The organism is Neobacillus sp. (assembly GCF_031988165.1).
Lineage (GTDB): Bacteria > Bacillota > Bacilli > Bacillales > Cytobacillaceae > Neobacillus > Neobacillus rhizosphaerae.
In genome coordinates this window covers 24864-48703 of record NZ_DALZYO010000022.1, presented here as the reverse complement: position 1 = coordinate 48703, position 23840 = coordinate 24864, and the positions used below count along the sequence as shown (strand labels likewise).

The window sequence follows — 23840 nt, the reverse complement described above, 5'->3', positions numbered from 1 at the left end:
TTGAACAATGTAAATATTTTCAGAAAAAAATAAAACCGGCTAAAGAAGCCGGTTCCCTTTCATCGATTGCAACTGCTTTACAGTTATAATCATAAAATCAATCATTTCCATTAAATCATCCATTTGATCTTCACTTATTAATCGATCAAATTCCACTTTCATAATAGTAGTGTACTTTTTTTCTTCTTCTAGAGGGTTTGATTGTACAGTCTGAGTTACTTTCCTATTTGCTCCCCAAATTTCAGAGAGGATGGCTTGTAGCCCTTCGAAATCTATGGTTCCGGTTTTTTCGAGAAAAAAATGCAAACTTACATAGCAGCCAGCTTGCCGATTTGACACCGAATCCGGCAAGAGCTCAGCTGCCAAATTATTAAGCAATGCTTCGATTTCGATTTTTGCTGAAATTACACACCCTTTATTTTCCGGTAATCTGAAGCAAAGATTAAACAGACGGGACATTTTAGCCATGTTAAGCATATCATTTCGGTCCGTTATAACAATTTCTCCACTAAGATCCCGATCATAAAGTGCTCCTTCAATAACCACTTTCATATTATCAAAGGCCGTTGGATCAAACATATACTATTTCTCCTTTAGAAAAGCCCCACTGCATTTCCATTTTCATCCACATCCATATTTAAAGCTGCTGGTTTTTTAGGCAAGCCCGGCATCGTCATTACCTCACCTGTTAACGCAACTATAAATCCAGCCCCAATGGATGGTTTAAACTCTCTAACGTTAACGATAAAATCTGTTGGTCTGCCAAGCTTTGTTGGGTCATCGGACAAGGAATATTGCGATTTCGCCATACAGACTGCTAAATTTGACCAGCCGAATTTTTCAAAATCAACTAGTTGTTTTTTTGCCTTTGGAGAAAACTCTACATCCTTGCCACCGTAAACCTTTTGAACAATCGTTCTAACTTTTTGTTCAATCGAATCAGATAGATCATATAAAGAATGAAAATCATTTTCATCCTTTTCAATTACCGATAAGAGCTTTTCAGCAAGTTCAATGCCTCCTGCTCCGCCTTTTTCCCAAACTTCGGTTAAAGCAACAGCAACATTCTCTTTTTGGCACCAGTCTAATAATGTTTGAACCTCTAAATCTGTATCAGTAATAAATTTGTTTATCGCAATAACAACTGGCAATCCAAAGCTTTTGATCGTTTCAATATGTTTTTGCAAATTGGCAAATCCTAGGATTAATGAGGAAATATTTTCTTTTGCTAATTCTGTTTTTGCGACGCCACCATGCATTTTCAAAGCACGAATAGTCGCTACGATAACAACGGCTTCCGGTTTAATACCAGCACTTCTAGATTTAATATGTAAAAATTTCTCTGCACCTAAGTCAGCCCCAAAGCCGCCTTCAGTGATAACATAGTCGGCTAACTTTGCTGCTGCTGTTGTGGCAATTACGCTGTTGCAGCCATGAGCGATATTGGCAAACGGTCCTCCATGAATAAGTGCAGGAGTATGTTCAATCGTTTGAACAAGATTTGGTTTTACAGCCTCTTTCAACAATAATGTTAAGGCTCCTTCAACTCCTAGGTCTGCGACGGTAACTGGTTCTTTATTAATATTATAGGCAACGACCATTCGAGATAATCGTAATTTTAAATCCTTTAAATCTTTCGCTAAACATAAGACAGCCATTATTTCTGATGCCACCGTGATATCAAAGCCATCTTCTCTTGGGACACCTTGGAGTGGTCCGCCAAGTCCGATAATCACTTTTCTTAAGGCGCGATCATTTAAATCCACAGCCCGTTTCCAAACGATTCGACGTTGGTCAATGTTTAGTTCATTTCCCTGCTGAAGATGATTATCGATTAAGGCTGCAAGCGCATTGTTTGCAGTGGTAATCGCATGAAGATCTCCTGTGAAATGTAAGTTTATGTCTTCCATCGGCAATACTTGAGAATAACCACCGCCAGTTGCTCCACCTTTAATACCCATTGTTGGACCTAATGAAGGCTCACGCATCGCAATCATTGCTTTTTTCCCAATCCGAGTGAAAGCATCTCCCAGTCCAACTGTCACAGTCGATTTTCCTTCACCAGCAGGAGTTGGATTAATCGATGTAACAAGAATGATTTTACCACTTTCGTTTGTTTTAAGCTTTGTAAGTGCCTCATTAGATATTTTTGCTTTGTATTTCCCGAATAACTCGAGATCGTCCTCTTCCAAACCCATTTTCATTGCGATTTCGACAATGGGCTTCATCGTCGATGCTTGTGCAATTTCAATGTCAGACTTCACAGTTGTTTTCATTACCAATTTAATCCCCCACATTCAACTAGAATAGAAATTACTTCTTAATTGTACCAAAAGAGCGCTTTCATTCCGATAACTAAATATGAACAAATTATTATCTTTTCTGAATTAATAATAATGTTTATAATGTTAATATCGAATTTTTAAAATATTCATTGACATATATCTGCTTGAAGCAGTATTAATGGATGTATGCTTTTGTAATATTCAGAAGAAGAGGGGGATGGTCAATTGCCAATTAACATTCCAAAGCTTTTACCCGCTAGGGAAGTTCTAGAACAGGAAAATATATTTATAATGGACAACGAACGTGCTGGTAGCCAGGACATTAGGCCGTTAAATATACTCATTTTGAATTTAATGCCTGAAAAGGAAACAGCAGAAACACAGCTATTAAGATTATTGGGAAACACACCGTTGCAGGTAAATGTCAAGTTTTTAAAAACGAACTCCTATGAATCAACTCATACAAGTAAACAGCATCTTGAGCAGTTTTATACTACTTTCCCACAAATTAAAAATCAAAAATTTGATGGAATGATTATTACCGGTGCACCGGTTGAACTATTAGATTTCGACCAAGTGAAATATTGGTCCGAATTAACAAAAATTATGGATTGGACCAAACAAAATGTCACCTCAACCTTACATATTTGTTGGGGAGCACAGGCTGCACTTTACTATCATTATGGAATTAGTAAATTTGAGTTACAGCGAAAATGTTCTGGAATTTATCCACATCAGATCTTCGAACAACATGATATTCTACTGCGGGGCTTTGACGATCATTTTTATGCTCCCCATTCCCGCTATACTGATGTATCAATTGCAGCGATAAAGAATAATACAAACTTAAAATTATTAGCGGCCTCAGATGAAGCGGGGGCATTATTAATTGCTTCCCACGATCGTAAACACGTTATGATAACTGGACATCTGGAATATGAATCGGATTCACTGGCACAAGAATATGATCGAGACTTGAATAAAGGCATGGAGATCCATATGCCGGAAAATTACTTTCCAAACAACGACCCAACCCAGCCGCCAATTAATCGCTGGCGTTCCCATGGTCACCTGTTCTTTTCAAACTGGCTCAATTATTATGTTTACCAAGAAACCCCCTATTCCTGGGGTTAAAACAAGCATCGGTTTTTCCGATGCTTGTTTTCTAATTTCCGAGAATTTCGATAGTCCCTTTTTGTTTATTAATCGTATATTAAAGAAAGAATAAATGAGAAAGGGGGAATTCTTTTGGAAACAATCGCTGCAGTTCATCGCAATCATTTTGGAGAAATTATTAGTTTTGTTACTTCTGGGGGACGGATCATATCCTATCGTAAAGCCTTAATGGATGCTGAAAATGGTCTAATTCAAGGAATACAGGCTGTTCAGGATATGAACGGAACCATATCCTTAATGCCAGAAACTGCTCAGTCATTTGACCATTATCCGAGTGTATTTTAAAAGCACCTAGCCATGCTAAGTGCTTCTTTTTTAATATATAGGAATTTATAATATTGGACTTCGAGAAATGTCCAGCTCCAGGCGCCTTCTGCTTTTCTTATTCTTGTTCCTTTAGTTCTTGAACTTCTTTTAATGGGTCAATCCGGTTCTGGTCTTCTTCACAAAACTGTTTTTGAATATCTTTCAACGCATCAATCCGATTCTGGTCTTCTTCAAAAAACTGCACAAGATCTCCAATGCGATCAATTGAATCCCAGCTTAAATGATGCTCAATGCCTTCTACATCATTATAAATATTCTCTTCTTTTACTCCGATAATTTTTAAAAACTGTTCTAACAAATCATGTCTAAAGACTAGGCGCTTGCCAATCTTTTTACCCTTAGTTGTCAACACAAGCCCCCGATATTTTTCATAGACTAAATATTCATCTTTATCGAGTTTTTGAACCATTTTCGTAACTGAGGAGGGATGTACAGACAGCGCTTCGGCAATATCAGAGACTCGAGCGTATCCTTTTTCTTCAATCAAAATATAAATTTGTTCGATATAATCTTCCATACTAGGTGTTGGCATCCCGTACCCTCCATTATCCATAATCACTAAAAGTTTACTATAGAAAAAATAGAGTGACAAGGCTCTTTATCACTCAAACCCAATTATCTGGAACTATTTCAATGTAGCTTCTTCAAATAAAAGTCTGACTCTCTTTTCCTTTTCATCAAGAAAAAGCCTGGCATTAAAGGTTTTTTCCTTGTTTGTAAATCCTTCAATCAAATCTGTCTTTCCTTCCGTAAGAAGCAGTTTGATATTTTTCTGGGTAATGTTTTTCCCCAGGATAATTTTTGAAATGGTAAAATTGCATTGATTATTTTTATAATTGCTGCAGCCATAAAAGCCGCCCTTATCGATGACAAACCCATCGCATTTTTTACATGGCCCCAGCTTTGTCACTGCCTTTTTTCTCGTGTTTTTCTTACCAGGAGTGAAATTTTCGGAAACCTCTTTAGAAAAAGCCCAATTAGCTGATTGGTCAACACTTGATGAAATTAAATGATAAACCATTTTTTTGGTTTGTTCCATAAACTGCTTCGCGGAAGCTGTACCCTCCGATATCTCCTTCAGCTTTTGCTCCCACTTTGCTGTCATTTCCGGGGAAGCAAGAATTTCATGCCCAATTGCTTCAACCAAGATTTTAGCCTTTGCAGTCGCATAAACTACATTTTTTCTAACCTCAATATACATGCGGTCTTTTAACATCGTGATAATTCCTGCTCTAGTCGCCTCGGTCCCAAGTCCTTCAGTCCTAGTCAAGATTTTCTCGAGCTCTTTATCATCTATATGCTTACCAGCTGTTTTCATTAATGTAATCAATTGGCCCTCAGTATAGCGTTTGGGTGGCTGGGTCTGACTTTCTTTCACATCTACCTTTACAGTCTGGCCCTGCTCTCCTTTTGTCAGCAGTGGAAGTGCTGGATCCTCATCATGTTCCTTTTGGTTCAGAACTTTTCTCCAGCCATCATCGATTTGGACCTTGCCTTTAGAAACAAATGCTGCCCGTCCATCTACCAATGTTGTAATGGTGGTATACTCTGCTATGGCCTTATTATAATGCGCAGCGATTAAACTAGTAACGACTAAATCGTAGATTTTCCGTTCGTCTGGATCAAGCCTATCAAGATTCGGTATTTGTTCAGTTGGAATAATCGCATAGTGATCCGTAACTTTCTTTTCATTTACATATCGTTTATTATCTGTTATTGAAGCGATTGGCAATGGAAAAAAAACCGCATAATCCTTGATATTACTTAATTTATTTAAAATTTCCGGAAATGCAATGGCCTCCTCCTTCGTTACATACCGTGAATCCGAACGCGGGTAGGAGACGTTACCTTTTTGGTAGAGTTTTTGCATGACATCAAGTGTTTTTTTCGGCGAAAATTTAAAACGTTTATTTGCTTCCGCCTGGAGGGCAGAAAGATTATATAAGAGAGGTGGTAAAAATTCCTTCCTTTCCGAAATAACCTCGCTAACTTCAGCGGGTTTTTCACGGCAAAATGCAGCAATCTTCTCTGCTAATTCTTTTGTTTTTACACGAGTTTCACCATCGTTTTGCCATTTCCCGCTATACTTTTTACCGTTGATTAAAAATTGGGCTTGTACCTCCCAAAACGGCTCCGCCTTAAAATTTTCAATTTCTAATTCTCGTTTTACAATTAGGGCCAGGGTAGGAGTTTGTACTCGACCAACTGAAAAGACATCAGAAAAACCCTTTTTCTGCAGAAGCAGACTATAAAGCCGTGATGCATTCATTCCAACGACCCAATCAGCACAGGCACGGGTATAGGCTTCATAATATAAGCTTTTTGTCTCCTTCTCGTCTAATAACTTTTTAAACCCTTCTCTAATAGCATTTGCAGTAAGTGATGAAATCCACAATCGTTTCATCGGTTTCCTGCAGTTTGTTAATCTTAGAATATTGCGGATGATTAGCTCGCCTTCCCGCCCGGCATCGCCCGCATGAATAATTTCAGACACTGCCGAGTTGGATACCAATTTTTTCACGACTGAAAATTGTTTGGCCTTATCCTTCGTTACTTCGTACTCAAAGTGTTCAGGTATCATCGGTAAATTATCCAATGACCATTTTTTCCATCCGGGCTGATACTTTTCGGGTGAGACCAGCTGACAAATGTGGCCAATAGCCCACGTCACGTAAGCACCTTTCGGAAAAAGATCATTTGGAAAAATTTCAATGAAACCATTTTGTTTTTTATGTTTAAAGATGGAAGCCAAAGTTGACCCTTGATCAGGTTTTTCAGCAATTATCAATTTCATTTGAATAGCCCCTTTTTTTGCAAAAAGCGTCTGCTCTCCATTTTACCCACTATTTTAATTCCTCGTAAAGATTATATTTTGCTAATTATCCCCCATTACAATAGTTTATCATCATATTTATATTTATTATTCTTTAATTGGAATTAATATCAATCTATGAATGTCACCTATATATTAGCAAACATTTTTATGATTAATGGTAATTTGTTTGTCATAATTTTGACAAAATCACTTGTTATTCTTAAACCGTTGTATCTAAACAAATCAATAAAAAGACACCATTTTATGACAGCCGATTAAACTTTAATAATTTTAACTATATGTTGAAACAAAATTTGTGTTGATCTAGATATAATTTTTGTCTTTCCACAAATTTATCAGAACCTTTATTTTCATTCAAAAAACCGCTTTCATTTTCTTGACTGTCCATTTCCGTTATTGTATATTTAAAGCATCATGTAACCGAACATTAGCATTCGCTATGGTATTTTGTTACCTGATAATATTTAACTTTGGCACTAGATTTTGGTGTCTCGAAAGGCTTAGGAGGAAGAAGTACATGCAAAACGGTAAAGTAAAATGGTTTAACAATGAAAAAGGTTTTGGTTTTATCGAAGTTGAGGGCGGCGACGATGTATTCGTACATTTCAGTGCGATCCAAGGCGATGGCTTCAAATCATTAGAAGAAGGCCAAGAAGTTTCTTTTGAAATCGTTGAAGGAAACCGTGGACCTCAAGCAGCTAACGTAGTAAAACTATAATCTTAAATTATAATGACGAAATAAAGGCTGACGAAAATCGTCAGCTTTTTCTGGTGGCAATGGGGGAGAGCGTCGCAAAAATGAAGCTGTTTATCTTGTCACAGTGAAAATATACTTTTATCACTTTGAATTAGGTGAAGCCCTGATCTGGTTACACTGCATTTATTATGTTAGTGTACGACTCATTTTCAATTCATATCCATCCACTGGTTAGTAGTTGGAACTCATGATAGTCTATATCAGCTTTTTCCCATATTCCTGTAGTTTTTCGCCTACTGTGCATTGTGAAATGCAAAAACGATGTGCCATTCTCCTTCCGCCTTCTTTTTTCAATAGCTGATGTAAAAAACATCCCTCACAGTATTGCTTCATTAAACTTTCTACATGACTAAACATTTCTTTTCTGACCGTATGCTTCACTAATTCGATACACCACTCTTCTCATAGGATTAATGTTTTTGCAAAGATTTCCTTCCCATCCAGCGCTTGGGTAGCTAGTTTATCTGCTTCCTTATTATCTTTTCTTGAAATCACTGTATACTTGGCCTCAAGACCAAGTGTTTTCATTTTTTCCTCAATCCGGTCCAGCCATCGGTTTAGCGTTTCTTCATAACATGGCCATTCCCCTTCCAGTTGCTTTAAAACTCCTTGTGAATCACCCTTAAATTCACATGATAAATGATGAGCGCCCAACTCTTCCAAAATAGTTAATGCATAGTAAAATGCCGCATATTCTGCTTCATTATTAGATACCAATTCATCCAAGCGCTCATTAGAGCGTATACGGTATTTCTTTTTTCCTTGTCTAAAAAACAGGACCACTCCAAGTCCTGCCTGATTCGTTTCCTTAAGAAATCCCCCATCAAAATAAACAGTAATTTCATGGGGGTCATCCTCAATTTCTATCAACAGCTTTTTCATTTCCTTTAAAATCCAAGATGTCCCTTTCTCATCGTAAAAATACAAATCAGTTACTTTACCTGAGGCTTCCAGCTCTTCCCCAATTTGAACGGCTGTTTCACCTACTACCCATTCAGATGAAAATTGAACCTTCTCATTACTTTTTAATTTATGATTCCACTCAAGTCTATATTTCATTGATTTCAGCCTCTCATGATAAATTTTACTTCATCACTTTATCCAAAAGGAAATGTTAGATTTACTTCATACTTAAATATATTCCTTTATATCATACCCACTTGTGCAATAGAAAAATATTTATCTGCATAGCTTTATTCAAATATGATAAACTTTCAGTAATAAAAAAGTGGGGGAAAGAATAGTGATTGAGGTATACATTGATGGAGCAAGCGCAGGAAATCCTGGACGTAGCGGAGCCGGGATATTTATTAAGGCACACGGCATAACTGAAAAATTTTCAATCCCGCTAGGAATAATGTCTAACCATGAAGCAGAATTTCATGCCTTTATTAAAGGACTGGAGATATGTCTGGAAAAGGGATTTGTCGATTCGGTCGTATCTTTTCGGACAGATTCAGAATTAGTCAATAAGTCTGTTGAAAAAGAGTTTGTCAAAAACAAATTATACGCTCCCTTACTTGAAGAAGCTTTACATTTAGCTGGAAAGATCGAGCTATTTTTTATGAAATGGATTCCCAGTGCCGAAAACAAACTTGCCGATGAACTTGCCAGACATGCTATTCAAAAAAATCCAAGTGAGGAGCCTAATAACCAATCATGAAAAAACCAATAATGGCTGACTTATCTTTGCTCCTTGTTACATTAATCTGGGGCACAACTTTTGTGCTAGTTCAAAATGCTATTGATTTTTTGGAGCCGTTTTCCTTTAATGGAATTCGTTTCTTAATTGCAGCAATTTTACTTATTGTTTGTCTGCTCATTTTCGAAAGAAGACAGCTTAAACAATTGAATTTCAAGATATTTGCTTCCGGTGTTTTCATTGGATTTTGGCTTTTTCTTGGTTATGTAACGCAAACGATGGGGCTCTTATATACATCAACTTCAAAGGCGGGATTTATTACCGGCCTAAACGTAGTCCTGGTTCCTTTATTTTCAATGTTCTTACTAAAACAGTACCCTAGTAAGAATGCGATTCTTGGAGTATTAATCGCAACATTCGGTTTATTTTTGCTGACTATGACTGACGCAGCCACATTGAATATCGGTGATGGGTTTGTTTTTATTTGTGCTATTAGTTTCGCCTTGCATATTATTTTAACAGGAAAATTTAGCAGTAAGTTCCCAACACTTTTATTAACGATTATCCAAGTTACAACTGTTGCCTTATTATCAATTGGTTCCTCATTTCTTTTTGAGGATTGGAGAAAGTCGCTTAATAAAGACATACTATTATCAAAAGATGTCATCGTTGCTTTAATTATTACTAGTGTCTTTGCAACTGCATTAGCGTTTTTTATTCAAACAAATTTCCAAAAATATACTTCTGCAACAAGGGTTGCCTTAATATTTGCGATGGAGCCCGTTTTCGCGGCGATAGCAGGGTATTTTTGGGCTCTGGAACGGTTATCAATTAGTGCTCTTTTTGGATGTATTCTCATTTTTACAGGAATGATATGTGCCGAACTGCCTACTAATAAAATCCCTTTGCTTAGGAAATCCGTGAAAAATAATTAAAAAACTCCCTTCAACTGTAGAAGAGAGTTCTTATTGTAGATTAAATAGCGAGCAATTCCTTTTCCTTAATGAACTTTATCGCATCTTTCCTAGTTCTTATTTTGTTCGAAGATAATGTTTCCAGTAATGAAACATAAAAACTGCCATCAAAGCTCTTTTGGACCTTTAATGTCATTTCAATTGCCGTATTGATGATTTCATCGGTCGCATTGGTGTAGTGTTTCCCGAAGTATATAAAACCGATTGCATCCTCTTGTAATTGGAATCCTTTCCCTTCGAGGTAATGCAGATAATCCTCCACTGTTCGCACTTACCTTACCATCCCTCTCCCTTTATTCTTAAAACATCCCTTTAAAATTTTAACTTAAAACTCAGTAATTTCCTATCCTTTTTTGTACATAAGTGTCCAATGATACCAATTAATACCCCCAATAATGCACCCCCAATTACTTCATCAGGTTGATGACCTAACATTTCTTTTAGCTTGTTAGGTGCATTTTGTTTAAATTTGATGCTTTCTTCTTTCTGTATTTTTTCAATTAAATCGTTCATTGAGTTTACCTTGAGAGTGAGTTCGCCAGTTTGCCTGCGGACACCTTGAGCATCATACATGACAATTAATCCGTAGATAAGTGAAAGTGCGAAATCAAAAGTTGTCAGTCCTCTTTTTAGGGCAATATATGTGGTTAGTGTGGAGACTCCCGCTGAATGAGAACTTGGCATCCCACCTGTACCAAAAAACAAATCAGGGCGCCATTCTTTCTTTTTAAAATAATGAAGTGGAATTTTCACTCCTTGTGCAAGACCAATACTAAAAAGGGCTAAATAAACACCTTTGTTCATTTCGTTTTATCACCTCTACCATTAGTGTTAGAAAGCCCGAGTTTTATTATTCCTAATGGAAATACTAACTAAACAGGAGGTGAAACGTTGATGAGCAAAAAAGGGAATAACCGTGGTGTAAAAGCTCATGGGGTAAACCCACAAGGATATGGTCAGGATACTGAATTTACTGAGGAACCAAAGAGCAAATTAGAAAATGCAGCAAAAAAGATAAATACAAAATAGTAAACCAACCCATATTTTGGTTCAATTAAAAAGGTTGTCCCAAATGGAGACAACCTTTTTCATTAGGAAATAATGGCTTCATCGAACGGCAGCAAACGTTGTAAGCCGCGAAGCTCAATCTCCATCAATTTATTTAACGCTTTTTCTTTTTCAATTCTAAGTCCTGCTTCTTCTAATCCACAGCTTACCGGTACATCACATTTTATTTCAGCAAGCCTTCTCGACAGATGCAGCATATCTAAATCCTGCTCTATTTTCGTTTTATTAGATTTTGATAATCGTTCTAAGCTAGCGATGATGCCCTCAACATTCTCAAATTCCTGTAAAAGTTTTAGGGCTGTCTTTTCCCCAATTCCTTTTACTCCTGGATAATTATCACTTGGGTCACCCATCAGTGCTTTTAAATCGATCATTTGCCTTGGTGTTATTCCCTTTTCCTCAAAGAAGGTTTGTGGCGTGTGGACAAGGTAATTTCCATATCCCTTTTTCATCAAAATAACGGAGATACTTTCATCAAGTAGCTGTAGGATATCTTGATCACCTGTTAAGATGGACACATGCGCATGATTCTTTACTTGGTTGGCAATCGTACCGATGCAATCATCCGCTTCGTAGCCCTCAAGGCCAATATTAGGAATATCAAAGGAAGCGACTACCTCTTTTACCAAGTCAAATTGTGGAATTAGCTCGACAGGTGCCTCTCCACGATTTCCTTTATAATCTGAAAATAACTCTGTTCGGAAAGTTTTACTTCCCATATCCCAGCATACAGCCAGATGAGAGGGTTTAAAGGATGAAACTGCCGTAAACAAATGCTTTACAAAGCCATGAATTCCGTTCGTCGGAATTCCTTTTGAATTTATCATAAATTGCCCTGATACAGCCGTAGCGTAAAATGCCCGGAATAACAACGCCATACCGTCAACAAGCATTAGTGAAGGTTTTTGATTTTCCAATTTCTCAGTCCTCCCATTTTTCTTGTTAGTAAAAACAACATGTGTCCCATTATATCATAAGATCGTCCGAAAAATTATTCGACTTTATTTTCCTCATAAGAAATCCAGTCACTAAAGCTACCAGCATAAAGCTTAACTTTTTCAAATCCGGCTTCCTTTAAAGCAAGAAAGTTGGGCGTAGCGGTTACCCCAGAGCCGCAGTAAACAATAATTTGCTGATTAGCATCAACATCTGAAAACCTTTGTCTTTGTTCCTCAGCTGATAGATATTTGCTCCCCTTTAAGCCCTCCATCCAAGGTTTATTAATGGCGCCAGGAATATGTCCCGCTTTCTTATCAATCGGTTCTTCCAAACCAAGATATCGTTTTTCTTCACGAGAATCAATTAACATCTTATTTAACTGCTGTTTTTCGACCACTTCTTTTACTTCTTCCACAGTTGCAATTAATTCAGATTTCAAATTAACATGGAAATCAGCTTTTTCATACGAAGGAATGTTTGCTGTTAGAGGATAATTTTCATTAAGCCAACCGTTAAATCCTCCATCCAGCACATATACATGTTCATGGCCAAGGTAGTGAAGAAGCCACCAAAAACGCGCAGCATAGGCGCCTTCTCCATTATCGTAGGCGATGATTGTTGTGTCATCACTGATTCCGGCATTTTCTAGCTTGCTTACCAATTCAACTACATTTGGCAATGGATGCCGGCCCCCATGCTCCCCGACTGTTCCTGACAAGTCTTTTTCTAAATCGAAGAAGACAGCCCCTGGCACATGCTGATGTAAATATTCAATTTTTCCTTTTTGGGATTCTGCCAAGGAAAATCGGCAATCGACAATTCGTACATTATTTTCATTCAAGTTTTTCAATAACCAATCCTTGTCTTTAACATATTTCATTCATAATCCCCCACTTATTCGGATAATTTCACTGAAAGCTTTTGTTGTATCTCGGTCAAAAGTTCGGTCGAAACTCCACCATCTAAGGCCGAAAGCAGGCTTAAATAAAAATCATCTGCCTGATCTTTCATTTGTCTTATTAGACGGTTGAATTCGATTGTTAATTCTTTTGTATAATGACGATTCAAACGGCCAGATTCATGCTGCAAATAGTCGTCAGCAAGTGATTGTAAGACGTTAGAGAGTTCATCGCTCATGGATTTTTTATCATTTTTTTCAAAAAAGGACTTTGGATTTTTAAAATAAGACATTGCTTTCATGAACAGCTGCTGATTAACATCCTTAAAGGCAATTGGAAAATCAATTTCTTCACCCTTACTTTTTTCAAACACAGAAAACGAAAGGTCTCCGTTGATTTTATGAAGATGTTGAAATAGCCCTGATTGATAATCAATAATAAGTTTTTCAGCAAACCGTTCTAATCTTAGCGTTGTTGCCCTCATTTCCTGAGTGAAATCATAGCCTAAACTCTCTAGAAATTCGTCAAGCGAGGATTTTAATGCCTTTTTCAAATTGCGCCCGTCGTCCCTGAGTGTGGAAGGGTTAAATGCCTCTTTAAAGAAATCGCCAAAACGCAAAAATACCCTTTGTTTAATATAATAAATTAATTCTTCTGCCTCCTGGTTCATACGGTCATGAATAGTCGCAGCGGTTTGCTCTACAAATAACTGATACATTTGTGCCTTTTGCTTTTCAATTTCCGCTCGTTTTTGCTCTTTAACGGCCTTATCTTCACTTGAGCTTTGAAGAAGTTTGGCTACTAATTCTTGAACACGCGTCAATTCCTTTTCTGCAGCGGAAATGGTCATTTCCGTTAAGTCATTGGAAATAAACTGATAAAAAGCCTGTTCAAAATGGTTCATACCTGAAATTGCATGAAGTGATACAGTCGTCTTTTCATTTAAGGCTAGCAAGCTTGATAATGGATAAAGATGTGGATTTCGGATTCCATATTTCAACAGCTGCTCCTCGACATATTCAACCACTGTTTCCTTCTCTACTTCATTTTCAGCAAGATCAATGGCATTAATAAGGAAGAACATTTTATCCATTTGAAAGGATTCCTTCACACGACCCAACTGAATCAAAAACTCTCTGTCAGCTTTGGAAAAGGCATGATTGTAATACGTGACAAACAATATGGCATCTGAATTTTTAATATAATCGAAGGCAACTCCTGTATGACGAGCGTTAATGGAATCCGCTCCCGGCGTATCAACTAGTGTGATTCCTTTTCGTGTTAACTCACAATCATAATAAAGCTCAATCCATTCTACATAGCAAGATTTTTCTTCCTTCGCGACAAACTCGTGAAATTCGGTTACATCTGTTTCCTTGACGGTTCCGAGCAATTGACGATAGGAGTTGGAGCCTTTTTTAAATGCTTGTAAAAAGGCAAAATGTGTTTTTTCCAATACACCTTCCTGCCCCTTCTCGAGCATAATCTGATCGATTATGTTCGAAGCCTCCGCGAAATCTCTAGCGTGTAAATCAAAAACCTTTAGTGAACGATTTACATCCTCGATCATGATGTCTGGATCCTTAAACTTGACTAGAACAGTTCCATGCGGATGTTTTGCAGAAATCGGCTTGATTTTATTAATGGCAGCAGTAGTCGGATTAGGCGATACAGGTAACACCTTTTCTCCCATAAGAGCATTGGCAAATGATGATTTCCCTGCACTAAATGCACCAAATAACGCTACTGTAAAGCCCTTGTTTTCCAATCTTTCTGCTTTATCTGTTAATTCTTTTGCAAGCTTTTGAAAACCCGGCAGTTCTTTAACTAGCATTGAAGCATGATGGAGTTTCTCGGTTGTGAATTTCAAGTTATTCTCTGCTTGTTGGGTGTCACTTTTCGAATTTTCAAGATTGATTTCTGCTTCAATTGTTTTATCTAAGATGTCTGTTTCTCTTTTTAATGTGCCATTGGCTTCTTGAGAATGAATTACTTCATATTCCTCTTCCTCTTGTGCAAAAAGCTGATACACATCTTCCTCGAGACTTTCTGATTGCATAAGCAAGTCATCTATGGTTTTTTCTCTTAAAAATATTGTTTGTTCCTGCTTTTTTATTGCTGATATTGCATTTAGATATCTCCCCATTTTGCTAATTTCCTTTTCATACTGCTCCCTTACATTTAAAGCCTGGTCATTTAATGCTGCTAAAAAGCTCTCTTTAAATTCAGAAAGTTGATTTCTCGTAATTCTTTTTATTTCATGGGCCACATCTTCTGTGTAATGGAGAACATAATCTCCGGTTACACGTGCACCAGGCTTCACCGTAGTCGTTAATATATCGGTGGGGACTTGGATGGAAAAGGATTGGGCTAAGCTCTGGAGTTCAACTTGATGAAGTTCCGTTTCTTTTAAGTTTAAAAGTAAAAATTCACGTAAATGCCACTCAAGCTGTGATTTTATGTTTACAAGAAGATCTTGATAAAAACTGTCTAGTCGCTTATTTTTCTCCTCCAAGGTTTTTTGCTTGGAGAACAGGAAGCCTACTTTAAACTCAGGCTGACAGCTTTCCAAATAGCCTTCAGCTAATTCCCTTGTTCGAAAAGGCATCAAATATGCATTTTTCATGATTTGGGCTATTTTCTTCTCAAATTCGTTTTCCTTTTCTCCTGAACCATCTTTTATCATCTTAAGATCAGAACTAATTTTTTGATAGGTTGTTGATAATTCTTGTTTTTCTTGCTCTGATAATTCATTTAGGATTTCAAGAATCGGGGTGAGCTTTTCTTCTTCCGCCTTATTTTCCTCGTTAATATGGTCTTGGGAAATTTTTCTTAATGAATGATAAATGGACGGAATTAACATTTGGTCTTTGGCAGTCAATTTTTCCGCAATAAATCTTTGAAGGTCACTAAATTCATTGAAGGGGTTGTCTTTTTGCTTTAATGAAGTATAAAAAATCCTAGCCGGCTTTACCCCCCATGAAGCAAAGGAATCGACAACACTATTTTGAAAATCAGAAAAACTTAATTCCTCATCCTTATGTTTGTCGATTTGATTGATAACCAAATAAACCTCTTTCCCAGCCTCAGACAATTCTTTTGTAAATAAAAAATTTAACTCTGCTTGTACGTGATTATAATCCATCACATAAAAGATTAAATCAGCCAAATGGATGGCTGATTCCGTTGCGACCCGGTGGGCATCATCGGCAGAATCAATACCTGGTGTATCCATAATGACCGTATTCAACGGTAAACGAGACTCGCTATGGCTTATCTCCAATTCTTCAATTCTGTCCCCGTCTTTGCAATAATTTTTTACTAATTCATAATCATAAGGTGCTAAATAAAGTCTAGGTGTTTCATGTTTAAAAAATACCTTGGCATAATCCTCGCCGGATTTTACTTTCACCAAGTTTGCACTTGTTGGAATCGGGCTTGATGGCAGTAAATTCTCACCGACCACTTGATTAATCATTGTCGATTTTCCTGCTGAAAAATGGCCGCAGAAAGCAATTAGAAATTCCCTATTCTCTAACTTTGTTGCCAACTGTTTTACTTTTTCGGCCTGCTCGGTATCATGATGCTCGATTAAATATTCATATATCGAAACGATTTTACGTTTTAGAGTTTGAATGGTTTCTTTCTGATTGTCTGTTTGTACCATTTTTAATTATTCCCCTTAATAACATAGTAATATTTTTTATTTTATACGATAATTCAAACTTTTCCTATCTTGACATCCCTTTTACCAAAAACAATTATAAACAACAAAAAGGCCAAGGTGAGGATCCTTGGCCAATTAAATAAGCGATTCATTGTTGGGTAACATTTTTTAAAACGTGCTTCATGACAAATGCATAAACAATAATGGTGCCGCCGACAAAAGCATAAGCCATATGTAACACCTTCCTTTTTAGACTTATAGTGAGAATGATTTTCATCGTTAACAAAATTTTAGCACAGTTGATAATCATTTTCAATACCACGAGGGGAACTTTCACATTTATTTAACAAACTTCGGAAAAAAGCGATTACAGTCCTGAAACTCACCTTCATACTCCGTTAAATTCCTAAGGGCTTTTTCCTCTTCAGGAATTCGAATTGAAAGCATAATCACATTTAATACAGTAAACAAAAAAGCCGTAAAATAAGCGGTAAACAACATTGGAATAACAATTATTTCAATAGAAACTACAAAATAATTAGGATGCTTGATAAAACGGTAAGGCCCCTTTTTGATAATATCGGCATTAGGCCTAACAATAATTTTTATGTTCCAATACCTTCCAAGTGAGGTAATCACCCAAATTCTCATTAGTTGAGTACTAATAAAAATGAATAATAACCAAGGCCATAGGGGAGATAAGCCTCGATTAAAAAGGGTCTTTTCAATGAAAAAGCTAACAAAAAACAGCAGGTGCATTAACACCATATATTGATAATGCTGTGTTCCAAATTCAATAGCTCCCTGCTGCTTCATCCAATTCTCATTGCTTTTCGCAACAAAGAGTTCAATCACTCGCTGAAGGATGATAAATGCAAATATAAAAATGAACGGAAGAATATCAATCATTCACTGCCACCTCAAAAGCAATAATTCAGAACTAAAGCCTGGACCAAGGGCAGTACAAAGCCCTAAAGACCCAGTTGGAATATTCATTTCCATGTAGCGCTTTAACACATAAAAAATAGTTGCTGATGACATATTTCCGAATTCTTTTAATACTTCAAGAGCAACATCAATCATCGATGAAGGAATATCTAGAGACGTAACATAGGCATCCAATACTTTTTTACCCCCAGGGTGGGCAATAAAACAGTCAATTTCCTCCAATCCAACGTTGTATTGCTTTAAAAATCCAGTTACATTTGGCTTTAACCAGTGTTCAATAATTCGCGGGATATCCCGCGAAAAAACAACATACAATCCTGTATCTTTCATATCCCAGCCCATCACATCTAAAGAATTAGGCATTAGTGTCGATTGGTTTGCATAAATGGATGGTACTGCTTCTTTTTTCTGATAATCATTCATGGCGGCGGAATCACCGCAAACCAACACACAGGCCACTCCATCGGCAAAAAGAGTCGTTCCAATTAAATTACTTTTTGACAGATCATTGCGCTGGAATGTTAAACTACAAAGTTCAACAGATAGAACCAGAACTTTGGCTTTTGGGAATGCTAAGCAATATTCGAATGCTCTTGATAAACCGACAGCACCACCAGCACAGCCGAGTCCCCAAATCGGCACCCGTTTCGTGTGCGGATTAAACGGTAATTGATTCATAATTCTCGCTTCAATACTCGGAGTCGCAAAACCGGTTGTTGAAATAAAAAAAATCGCGTCAATATCGTCATAAGGAATCTTCTTTTTTAGAAAGTTGTCATTATGTAAGCACTTCTCAACTGCTTCTTTCCCTAGCCTGACAGCAGAATCGATATAGGCATCATTCTTGTCTGCAAATGAATGATTCTGATGGAACCACTCAATATCTTTGACAAAATGTCGCTTCTTAATTTGTCCATTTTGGAAGGCTTTCATTAATCTCTCAATATCTTTAAATGAATCACCAAAAAGCTCTCTTGCAAATTCCGACGCTTGGTCTTGGTTAATTTCATGAGGAGGAATAACCTCTGCAATTGACATAATCGTTGGCATCATCATACTCCTTTACCACTTGTAAGGGTATTTTTACCAATTAACCGGAAATTATTCTGAGAATCCTTAGGCAAAAAAAACTTCCCGATTAGGGAAGTAAACGTTTTGAAGGTTGTTGTTGTGCACTTAAATTATAACGCGGATTTGGACTTCCTTCATTACGCAATCATTTCCAATTTTCTTATCAAAAACCTTGCATGGTCATACCCCCGTCAATGAAAAGGGTCTGTCCATGAACATAAAGCACCTTAGGAGCAGTGCTTTTTTAAAATTCATTATTTTACTGGTTGTGTTTGAACTTCGATTTTTATTTTATTTCCTGCTACTACACCGCAAATTTTGCAGATTGCGGCTTCATTGTATAAGAGTCGACATTTTTCACAATAATACTTCTCCACAAAAACACACTCTTTTCTGAAAGAAAATATGGCATTATTTTTTAGCCGATAGGAAAGTATAACTTCCTTTCAGTCATAAGTGTTACGACACCTTTTTTTTTGCCCTTAGGGGCTCTCCAATCGGCAGGTTTTCTATATCATATTTTAAATACTTCAAAGTGTGAATCCCTGTCAAAAAACCGGAATTAAAAAGTATGTGAAGTATTTATCAAGTACTTTTATCACAGGTACGGTGTGATTGTTCATATTTTATTCACATTTGCCTTTGAAGAATTGTGATATAAATCACTGTTATATCAGGTTTTTAACATTAACATAGTAAATATCTAAGGAATGAACAATTTGTGAACTAACAAATTTAGTATTTTACTTTCACAATTGTTTTGTATTATGAAAGAGAACTTATTTAATTTAATTTTCAATTTTCCGAAGGGAGTGTATGGGGATGGCGAATGCGGAATTAAAAACTAAACAAAAAACAGTAATCGAAGACAAATCCTCCCTTAAAGGGACATTAGCGTCCGTTTTCTTTGTGGGAGCATTTATTATTGTCACTTGGGTATGTGTCTACTATCTTTTCTTAGAACGTTTTTAATGATAGAGGGGGGAGAAATTTATGCATATGCATAAATTAGAAAAAATTTGGCTTATTTTTGGAATCAGCGCACTCGTGGTTTTCTTAACAGTAATTGGAGTAAGCGCATTTTATCTTGGTAACAAGCCACCAAGCTGTTTAACGACTATTGATCCTGAAAAGGTCGATCAACAAAAACCATTTGATAAGCCTGGCCTTCATAAGGTTGAAGGAAAAACCTGGGACTACGAATTAGTCTTTGTCGCACAAGCCTTTTCATATAATCCAGGAAAAGTAGAGGTACCTCTGGGTGCAAAGGTGAAAGTTATTGCCACAACGAAAGACGTTATTCACGGCTTCAATGTTGCTGGTACAAATATTAATATGATGCTTGAACCTGGCTATGTAAGCGAATATACAACCACATTTGACAAAGCTGGTGAATATTTAATTGTTTGTAATGAGTACTGTGGTGCTGGACACCATTTAATGAGTTCAATGATTGAGGTGGTAAAATAATGGCTAACGAAACAGTTGCAAAAGTAAAGGTTGACCCGCGTGATGCAAAGCTTTCAATGGCACACTTTTTTGTTGCCTTTTCGGCTCTTGCTCTAGGCGGATTAATGGGACTCTTACAAACACTTGTCCGCTCTGGTAAATGGGAACTTCCATGGGGAATAGATTATTATCAAGTCTTGACCGTTCATGGTGTATTATTAGGACTTGTATTAACAACCTTCTTTATAATGGGATTTCAATATGCTGCTGTGAGCAGAACAACTGGGGGCCATTCAAACGCTGCAAGACGCCTGGGCTGGATTGGTTTTTGGATCATGTTAATTGGAACCTTAATGGCCGCGACCATGATTTTACTTAAGGAAGCATCTGTTCTTTATACGTTTTATGCACCACTTAAAGCACATTGGATTTTTTATTTAGGATTAACTTTTGTCGTGGTCGGCAGTTGGATTGATGGTGCTGCTCAGATTATGACCTATGCAAAATGGCGCAAAAACAATCCTGGAAAACCAAGTCCATTATTAAGCTTTATGGCGGTAATAAATACTGTAATGTGGATTGTCGCGACACTGGGTGTAGCTGCAACTGTCCTTTTCCAATTACTTCCTTGGTCTCTAGGATTAGTTGACACTGTAGATGTTCTTGTAAGCCGAACATTGTTCTGGTATTTTGGACATCCATTAGTTTACTTCTGGTTATTACCAGCTTACATGTGCTGGTATGCCATTATTCCAAAAATTATTGGCGGCAAAATTTTCTCAGATTCGTTAGCACGTTTATCGTTTATTTTATTCCTGCTCTTCTCTATCCCAGTTGGTTTCCACCACCAATTAACAGAGCCAGGAATTGATCCTGCATGGAAGTTTTTACAAGTTATCCTAACTTTCATGGTTGTTATTCCATCATTAATGACTGCATTCTCTTTATTTGCAACTTTTGAGAGATATGGCCGCAGTAAAGGAGCAACAGGCCTGTTTGGCTGGTTTAGAGTGCTTCCTTGGAATGATGCACGTTTTATCGTTCCATTTATCGGAATGGCGGCTTTTATACCTGCGGGTGCAGGTGGTATTGTCAATGCTTCCAACCAAATGGATCAGGTCGTTCATAACACTATTTGGATAACTGGACACTTTCATTTAACATTAGCAACATCTGTTGTGTTAACATTTTTCGGAATTTCTTATTGGCTTATTCCCCATTTAACTGGGCGGAAATTAACAAAGGCAATGAATAAATTAGCAATTATTCAAGCTTGGGTGTGGTTCATTGGTATGACTTTTATGTCAGGTGCGATGCATTTCGAAGGTCTGCTTGGCGGCCCAAGACGTTCTGCTTTCTCCACTTATGGAGGTGCAAAGCAAGCGGCTGAATGGATTCCTTATCAAGTTGCCCAAGCAGTTGGCGGTTCCATTTTATTCCTAGGCATTATTCTAGTACTGATCATCTTTGTTAATCTTGCTTTCTTTGCTCCAAAAGGAGAAGAAGAATTCCCAGTGGCAGAAGCAGAAGACAATGCAGAAAAGGCACCAATGGTGTTTGAAAACTGGAAATTATGGCTTGGTATTACGGCAGCCCTTATTCTTTTCGCTTATACGATACCGTTTATCGATATCATTCAAAATGCACCTCCAGGTTCAAAAGGATTCCAGACTTGGAATAAATGATAAAAGGACGAAAGAAAACTTGATTAGTACAAAAAAGGCCTCAATCTAATCGATTGAAGCCTTTTCTTTTTGAATTTTATTTAGAGACCACTTTGGAAGATTAATAAGCAATACAGATTTTTCTTCAAGTTAACTGATAAACCTCTCCATACTTCTCATATAGATAATCTATTAAATACTTAGCATTTAATCCTTCACCAGTGATATCTTTTAAAAGCTCTAGAGGCTTTTTCATTTTTCCATATTGATGGATGTTTTTCGTCAGCCATTCTTTAATTGGTAGTAAATTTCCTTCCACTAACAATTGATCAAAATTAGGGATATCTTCAATCATTTTATGCTTAAATTGTGCTGCATACATGTAACCTAACGCGTATGAAGGGAAATAACCAAAGCTACCGCCAGCCCAATGAACATCCTGGAGTACACCCAAAGCATCATTCTCGGGACGAATTCCTAAGTATTGCTCATACATGTCATTCCAAATTGTTGGCAGGTCAGCCACTTCAATTTCATCATTAAATAAACCCTTTTCAATTTCATAGCGAATAATAACATGAAGCGGGTACGTTAATTCATCTGCCTCGATTCTTATGAATGATGGCTTGGATTCATTAATAGCACGATAGAAGTCCTCAATATCAACTTGATCAAACTGTCCATTTGCATATTTCTTTAAAAGCTCAAAATTATTTTTCCAAAATGCTAAGCTTCGTCCGACAATATTTTCATAGAAAAGGGATTGCGACTCGTGAATGCCCGTTGACGTTCCTGTGCATAGCGGCGTACCAATCAAGTCTTTGGCAACATTTTGTTCATATAAGGCATGACCGCCTTCATGAATCGTTCCGAAAACTGCGGTACGGAAATCATTTTCATCATACTTTGTTGTCACGCGAACATCACCAGGGTTTAATCCAATGGCAAAGGGATGGACGGTTTCATCCAATCTTCCTGCATTGAAGTTATATCCCATTTTAGCGAGAATTTCTAAACTAAAATCTCGTTGTTTTTCCTTAGTAAATGCTTCAAAAAGAAAATCAGTATTAGGCTTATTGTCAGAATCAGCAATCTTTTTAACTAAGGGGATGATTTTATCCTTAAGTTCATCAAAAACCCCATCTAATACTTCGATGGTCATACCGGGTTCATACATATCTAATAAAACATTATATTTATTTTCTTCATACCCCCAATAGCTGACAAACTGTTTTGTCATCGCTACCAGCTTCTCTAAGTAAGGACTAAACAGTGCAAAATCGGCTTTTTCCTTCGCTTCCTCCCAAACATTTTCTGCCCTTGATTGAAGAATCACAAACTCTTTGTATTCTTCTGCAGGAATTTTCTTATTCCGGTCATATTCTTTTTTGCATTCTTCTAGAATTTTTCTAGTGGTTTCAGGAAGTTCCTGTTTAGATAAATTGGCTATGTATGCGGCCATCTCTTCAGAAGTGGACATTTTAAAGACTTCCGAAGATAACATTCCAATCACTTCTGACCTCTGGTCTACCCCCTGCTTTGGAGCTCCTGTTCGCAGATCCCAATAAATTAACCCTAATGCCTCATTATAAGCAGACATTTTCTTCACATACTCTAAAAACTCCTTCTCTACTTGCGCTTCATTCATTTTAGTACCCCCTTTTTATAAACAAATTTTATCATATTTTTCTGAAAAGTAGGAAGCAATGGAAAATAAAAAAACAACAGAAAGAATTTCTGTTGTAAAATAATTATTTATGGAAAAGTAGATGTTAGCTTGTCATAAATATTCACGTAAAATGCTTAAAGAGAGTTAAGTAAACTAAAAATTCAAACACTCTTGCATAAGAATTACTTCTTACTAATTGCTACTTTCCAGGTTTCAGGACCTTCTTTTAGGTACTCCCAAGAAAATTGATCTGTTCTTTCCATCATAAACTGATATAAAAGCGGTCTTGGATCATGGTCGTTCACTATCATCATCGTATCGCCAGCTGCCAATTCGTCAAAACTGTTAAAAATCGTTGGATGTTTTTCGCGTGGGGGAAAATCTGGTACATTAATAACTTTTGCGTAAGTTTGCATGATTAACACTCCTTTTAGTTTGTTAACTTCTTTTTTATTATATGAAAACATTG

At 37.0% G+C, this 23840-nt stretch carries 25 protein-coding genes; 9 read left to right on the top strand and 16 right to left on the bottom strand.

The features are described from left to right. Positions 1-39: 39 nt before the first annotated feature. Positions 40-579 (bottom strand): hypothetical protein, encoded by a 540-nt coding sequence (locus RTR43_RS14605; RefSeq protein ID WP_312472956.1) that lies wholly within the window; start codon positions 577-579, stop codon positions 40-42. A gap of 14 nt (positions 580-593) precedes the next feature. Next, the gene (locus RTR43_RS14600; RefSeq protein WP_396954584.1) at positions 594-2276 is read right to left on the bottom strand and encodes a formate--tetrahydrofolate ligase; all 1683 of its coding nucleotides are present in this window, start codon (positions 2274-2276) and stop codon (positions 594-596) included. A 234-nt stretch (positions 2277-2510) separates the two neighbouring features. Between RTR43_RS14600 and metA the strand changes: the two genes are divergently transcribed. Continuing rightward, complete coding sequence (gene metA, locus RTR43_RS14595) at positions 2511-3419, top strand: homoserine O-acetyltransferase MetA (RefSeq protein WP_312472953.1); 909 nt, start codon at positions 2511-2513, stop codon at positions 3417-3419. Positions 3420-3533: 114 nt separating this feature from the next. Then, positions 3534-3746 carry a DUF3892 domain-containing protein gene (locus tag RTR43_RS14590; RefSeq protein WP_312472952.1) on the top strand — a complete coding sequence of 71 codons (213 nt, stop codon included), beginning with the start codon at positions 3534-3536 and terminating at the stop codon, positions 3744-3746. 97 nt (positions 3747-3843) lie between these two features. On the opposite strand, the gene mntR is transcribed toward RTR43_RS14590, so the two are convergent. Further along, the gene (mntR, locus tag RTR43_RS14585; protein WP_312472950.1) at positions 3844-4320 is read right to left on the bottom strand and encodes a transcriptional regulator MntR; all 477 of its coding nucleotides are present in this window, start codon (positions 4318-4320) and stop codon (positions 3844-3846) included. 93 nt (positions 4321-4413) lie between these two features. Next, the gene (locus RTR43_RS14580; RefSeq protein ID WP_312472948.1) at positions 4414-6582 is read right to left on the bottom strand and encodes a DNA topoisomerase III; all 2169 of its coding nucleotides are present in this window, start codon (positions 6580-6582) and stop codon (positions 4414-4416) included. Positions 6583-7141: 559 nt separating this feature from the next. Here RTR43_RS14580 and cspD point away from each other — a divergent pair. Continuing rightward, entirely contained in the window at positions 7142-7342 is a 201-nt protein-coding gene (gene cspD, locus RTR43_RS14575; protein ID WP_071459908.1) for a cold-shock protein CspD, read from the top strand. A gap of 234 nt (positions 7343-7576) precedes the next feature. On the opposite strand, the gene RTR43_RS14570 is transcribed toward cspD, so the two are convergent. Then, a complete protein-coding gene (locus RTR43_RS14570; RefSeq protein ID WP_312473017.1) occupies positions 7577-7738 on the bottom strand; it encodes a zinc-finger domain-containing protein in 162 nt (53 codons plus the stop codon). 45 nt (positions 7739-7783) lie between these two features. Then, positions 7784-8440: a reverse transcriptase-like protein gene (locus tag RTR43_RS14565; protein ID WP_312472944.1), complete on the bottom strand. Its 657-nt coding sequence runs from the start codon at positions 8438-8440 to the stop codon at positions 7784-7786. 184 nt (positions 8441-8624) lie between these two features. Between RTR43_RS14565 and RTR43_RS14560 the strand changes: the two genes are divergently transcribed. Both RTR43_RS14560 and RTR43_RS14555 read left to right on the top strand, forming a co-directional pair. After that, complete coding sequence (locus RTR43_RS14560; protein ID WP_312472943.1) at positions 8625-9044, top strand: RNase H family protein; 420 nt, start codon at positions 8625-8627, stop codon at positions 9042-9044. After that, complete coding sequence (locus RTR43_RS14555) at positions 9041-9958, top strand: DMT family transporter (RefSeq protein ID WP_312472941.1); 918 nt, start codon at positions 9041-9043, stop codon at positions 9956-9958. The genes RTR43_RS14560 and RTR43_RS14555 overlap by 4 nt, the downstream gene beginning before the upstream one ends. A gap of 40 nt (positions 9959-9998) precedes the next feature. On the opposite strand, the gene RTR43_RS14550 is transcribed toward RTR43_RS14555, so the two are convergent. Further along, on the bottom strand, positions 9999-10268 hold the full coding sequence (locus RTR43_RS14550; RefSeq protein WP_248735847.1) for a DUF6123 family protein: 270 nt from the start codon (positions 10266-10268) through the stop codon (positions 9999-10001). Between the two features lie 41 nt (positions 10269-10309). Beyond that, positions 10310-10801: a divergent PAP2 family protein gene (locus tag RTR43_RS14545; RefSeq protein WP_312472938.1), complete on the bottom strand. Its 492-nt coding sequence runs from the start codon at positions 10799-10801 to the stop codon at positions 10310-10312. A 90-nt stretch (positions 10802-10891) separates the two neighbouring features. On the opposite strand from RTR43_RS14545, the gene sspL reads away from it, so the two are divergent. Then, positions 10892-11026, top strand: a complete 135-nt coding sequence (gene sspL / locus RTR43_RS14540) for a small, acid-soluble spore protein L (protein WP_312473016.1) — start codon at positions 10892-10894, stop codon at positions 11024-11026. 62 nt (positions 11027-11088) lie between these two features. Here the strand turns inward: sspL and RTR43_RS14535 are convergent, their stop codons facing one another. From RTR43_RS14535 to RTR43_RS14510, 6 genes are all read right to left on the bottom strand, one after another. Then, the gene (locus RTR43_RS14535) at positions 11089-11982 is read right to left on the bottom strand and encodes a 5'-3' exonuclease (protein ID WP_312472937.1); all 894 of its coding nucleotides are present in this window, start codon (positions 11980-11982) and stop codon (positions 11089-11091) included. Between the two features lie 74 nt (positions 11983-12056). Next, positions 12057-12884, bottom strand: a complete 828-nt coding sequence (locus RTR43_RS14530) for a sulfurtransferase (protein WP_312472936.1) — start codon at positions 12882-12884, stop codon at positions 12057-12059. A 14-nt stretch (positions 12885-12898) separates the two neighbouring features. Then, positions 12899-16570, bottom strand: a complete 3672-nt coding sequence (locus RTR43_RS14525; protein WP_312472934.1) for a dynamin family protein — start codon at positions 16568-16570, stop codon at positions 12899-12901. A 148-nt stretch (positions 16571-16718) separates the two neighbouring features. Continuing rightward, the gene (locus RTR43_RS14520; RefSeq protein WP_312472932.1) at positions 16719-16880 is read right to left on the bottom strand and encodes a hypothetical protein; all 162 of its coding nucleotides are present in this window, start codon (positions 16878-16880) and stop codon (positions 16719-16721) included. A 29-nt stretch (positions 16881-16909) separates the two neighbouring features. Continuing rightward, a complete protein-coding gene (locus tag RTR43_RS14515) occupies positions 16910-17479 on the bottom strand; it encodes an isoprenylcysteine carboxyl methyltransferase family protein (RefSeq protein WP_312472929.1) in 570 nt (189 codons plus the stop codon). Then, positions 17480-18568 (bottom strand): type III polyketide synthase, encoded by a 1089-nt coding sequence (locus RTR43_RS14510; protein ID WP_312473015.1) that lies wholly within the window; start codon positions 18566-18568, stop codon positions 17480-17482. An 843-nt stretch (positions 18569-19411) separates the two neighbouring features. Here RTR43_RS14510 and RTR43_RS14505 point away from each other — a divergent pair. The 3 genes from RTR43_RS14505 to RTR43_RS14495 are packed head-to-tail and all read left to right on the top strand — an operon-like array spanning position 19412 to position 21723. Further along, a complete protein-coding gene (locus tag RTR43_RS14505; RefSeq protein WP_312472926.1) occupies positions 19412-19561 on the top strand; it encodes a cytochrome c oxidase subunit 2A in 150 nt (49 codons plus the stop codon). A 21-nt stretch (positions 19562-19582) separates the two neighbouring features. After that, a complete protein-coding gene (locus RTR43_RS14500) occupies positions 19583-20059 on the top strand; it encodes a cytochrome c oxidase subunit II (protein ID WP_312472925.1) in 477 nt (158 codons plus the stop codon). After that, positions 20059-21723 (top strand): b(o/a)3-type cytochrome-c oxidase subunit 1, encoded by a 1665-nt coding sequence (locus RTR43_RS14495; RefSeq protein ID WP_312472924.1) that lies wholly within the window; start codon positions 20059-20061, stop codon positions 21721-21723. The genes RTR43_RS14500 and RTR43_RS14495 overlap by 1 nt, the downstream gene beginning before the upstream one ends. A gap of 124 nt (positions 21724-21847) precedes the next feature. Here RTR43_RS14495 and RTR43_RS14490 read toward each other — a convergent pair whose 3' ends face one another. Further along, positions 21848-23350, bottom strand: a complete 1503-nt coding sequence (locus RTR43_RS14490; protein ID WP_312472922.1) for a carboxypeptidase M32 — start codon at positions 23348-23350, stop codon at positions 21848-21850. A gap of 203 nt (positions 23351-23553) precedes the next feature. Next, a complete protein-coding gene (locus RTR43_RS14485) occupies positions 23554-23787 on the bottom strand; it encodes a DUF2249 domain-containing protein (protein ID WP_312472920.1) in 234 nt (77 codons plus the stop codon). Positions 23788-23840: the final 53 nt, after the last annotated feature.

Bases quoted from the DNA above. Each gene is read 5' to 3' on its own strand.
- RTR43_RS14510 (WP_312473015.1), bottom strand. From the start codon at position 18,568: ATGCCAACGATTATGTCAATTGCAGAGGTTATTCCTCCTCATGAAATT.
- RTR43_RS14605 (WP_312472956.1), bottom strand. From the start codon at position 579: ATGTTTGATCCAACGGCCTTTGATAATATGAAAGTGGTTATTGAAGGA.
- RTR43_RS14485 (WP_312472920.1), bottom strand. From the start codon at position 23,787: ATGCAAACTTACGCAAAAGTTATTAATGTACCAGATTTTCCCCCACGC.
- RTR43_RS14565 (WP_312472944.1), bottom strand. From the start codon at position 8,440: ATGAAATATAGACTTGAGTGGAATCATAAATTAAAAAGTAATGAGAAG.
- RTR43_RS14555 (WP_312472941.1), top strand. From the start codon at position 9,041: ATGAAAAAACCAATAATGGCTGACTTATCTTTGCTCCTTGTTACATTA.
- RTR43_RS14490 (WP_312472922.1), bottom strand. From the start codon at position 23,350: ATGAATGAAGCGCAAGTAGAGAAGGAGTTTTTAGAGTATGTGAAGAAA.
- RTR43_RS14505 (WP_312472926.1), top strand. From the start codon at position 19,412: ATGGCGAATGCGGAATTAAAAACTAAACAAAAAACAGTAATCGAAGAC.
- RTR43_RS14545 (WP_312472938.1), bottom strand. From the start codon at position 10,801: ATGAACAAAGGTGTTTATTTAGCCCTTTTTAGTATTGGTCTTGCACAA.
- RTR43_RS14500 (WP_312472925.1), top strand. From the start codon at position 19,583: ATGCATATGCATAAATTAGAAAAAATTTGGCTTATTTTTGGAATCAGC.
- cspD (WP_071459908.1), top strand. From the start codon at position 7,142: ATGCAAAACGGTAAAGTAAAATGGTTTAACAATGAAAAAGGTTTTGGT.
- RTR43_RS14570 (WP_312473017.1), bottom strand. From the start codon at position 7,738: ATGTTTAGTCATGTAGAAAGTTTAATGAAGCAATACTGTGAGGGATGT.
- RTR43_RS14495 (WP_312472924.1), top strand. From the start codon at position 20,059: ATGGCTAACGAAACAGTTGCAAAAGTAAAGGTTGACCCGCGTGATGCA.
- sspL (WP_312473016.1), top strand. From the start codon at position 10,892: ATGAGCAAAAAAGGGAATAACCGTGGTGTAAAAGCTCATGGGGTAAAC.
- RTR43_RS14530 (WP_312472936.1), bottom strand. From the start codon at position 12,884: ATGAAATATGTTAAAGACAAGGATTGGTTATTGAAAAACTTGAATGAA.
- RTR43_RS14515 (WP_312472929.1), bottom strand. From the start codon at position 17,479: ATGATTGATATTCTTCCGTTCATTTTTATATTTGCATTTATCATCCTT.
- mntR (WP_312472950.1), bottom strand. From the start codon at position 4,320: ATGCCAACACCTAGTATGGAAGATTATATCGAACAAATTTATATTTTG.
- RTR43_RS14600 (WP_396954584.1), bottom strand. From the start codon at position 2,276: ATGAAAACAACTGTGAAGTCTGACATTGAAATTGCACAAGCATCGACG.
- RTR43_RS14580 (WP_312472948.1), bottom strand. From the start codon at position 6,582: ATGAAATTGATAATTGCTGAAAAACCTGATCAAGGGTCAACTTTGGCT.
- RTR43_RS14520 (WP_312472932.1), bottom strand. From the start codon at position 16,880: ATGATTATCAACTGTGCTAAAATTTTGTTAACGATGAAAATCATTCTC.
- RTR43_RS14525 (WP_312472934.1), bottom strand. From the start codon at position 16,570: ATGGTACAAACAGACAATCAGAAAGAAACCATTCAAACTCTAAAACGT.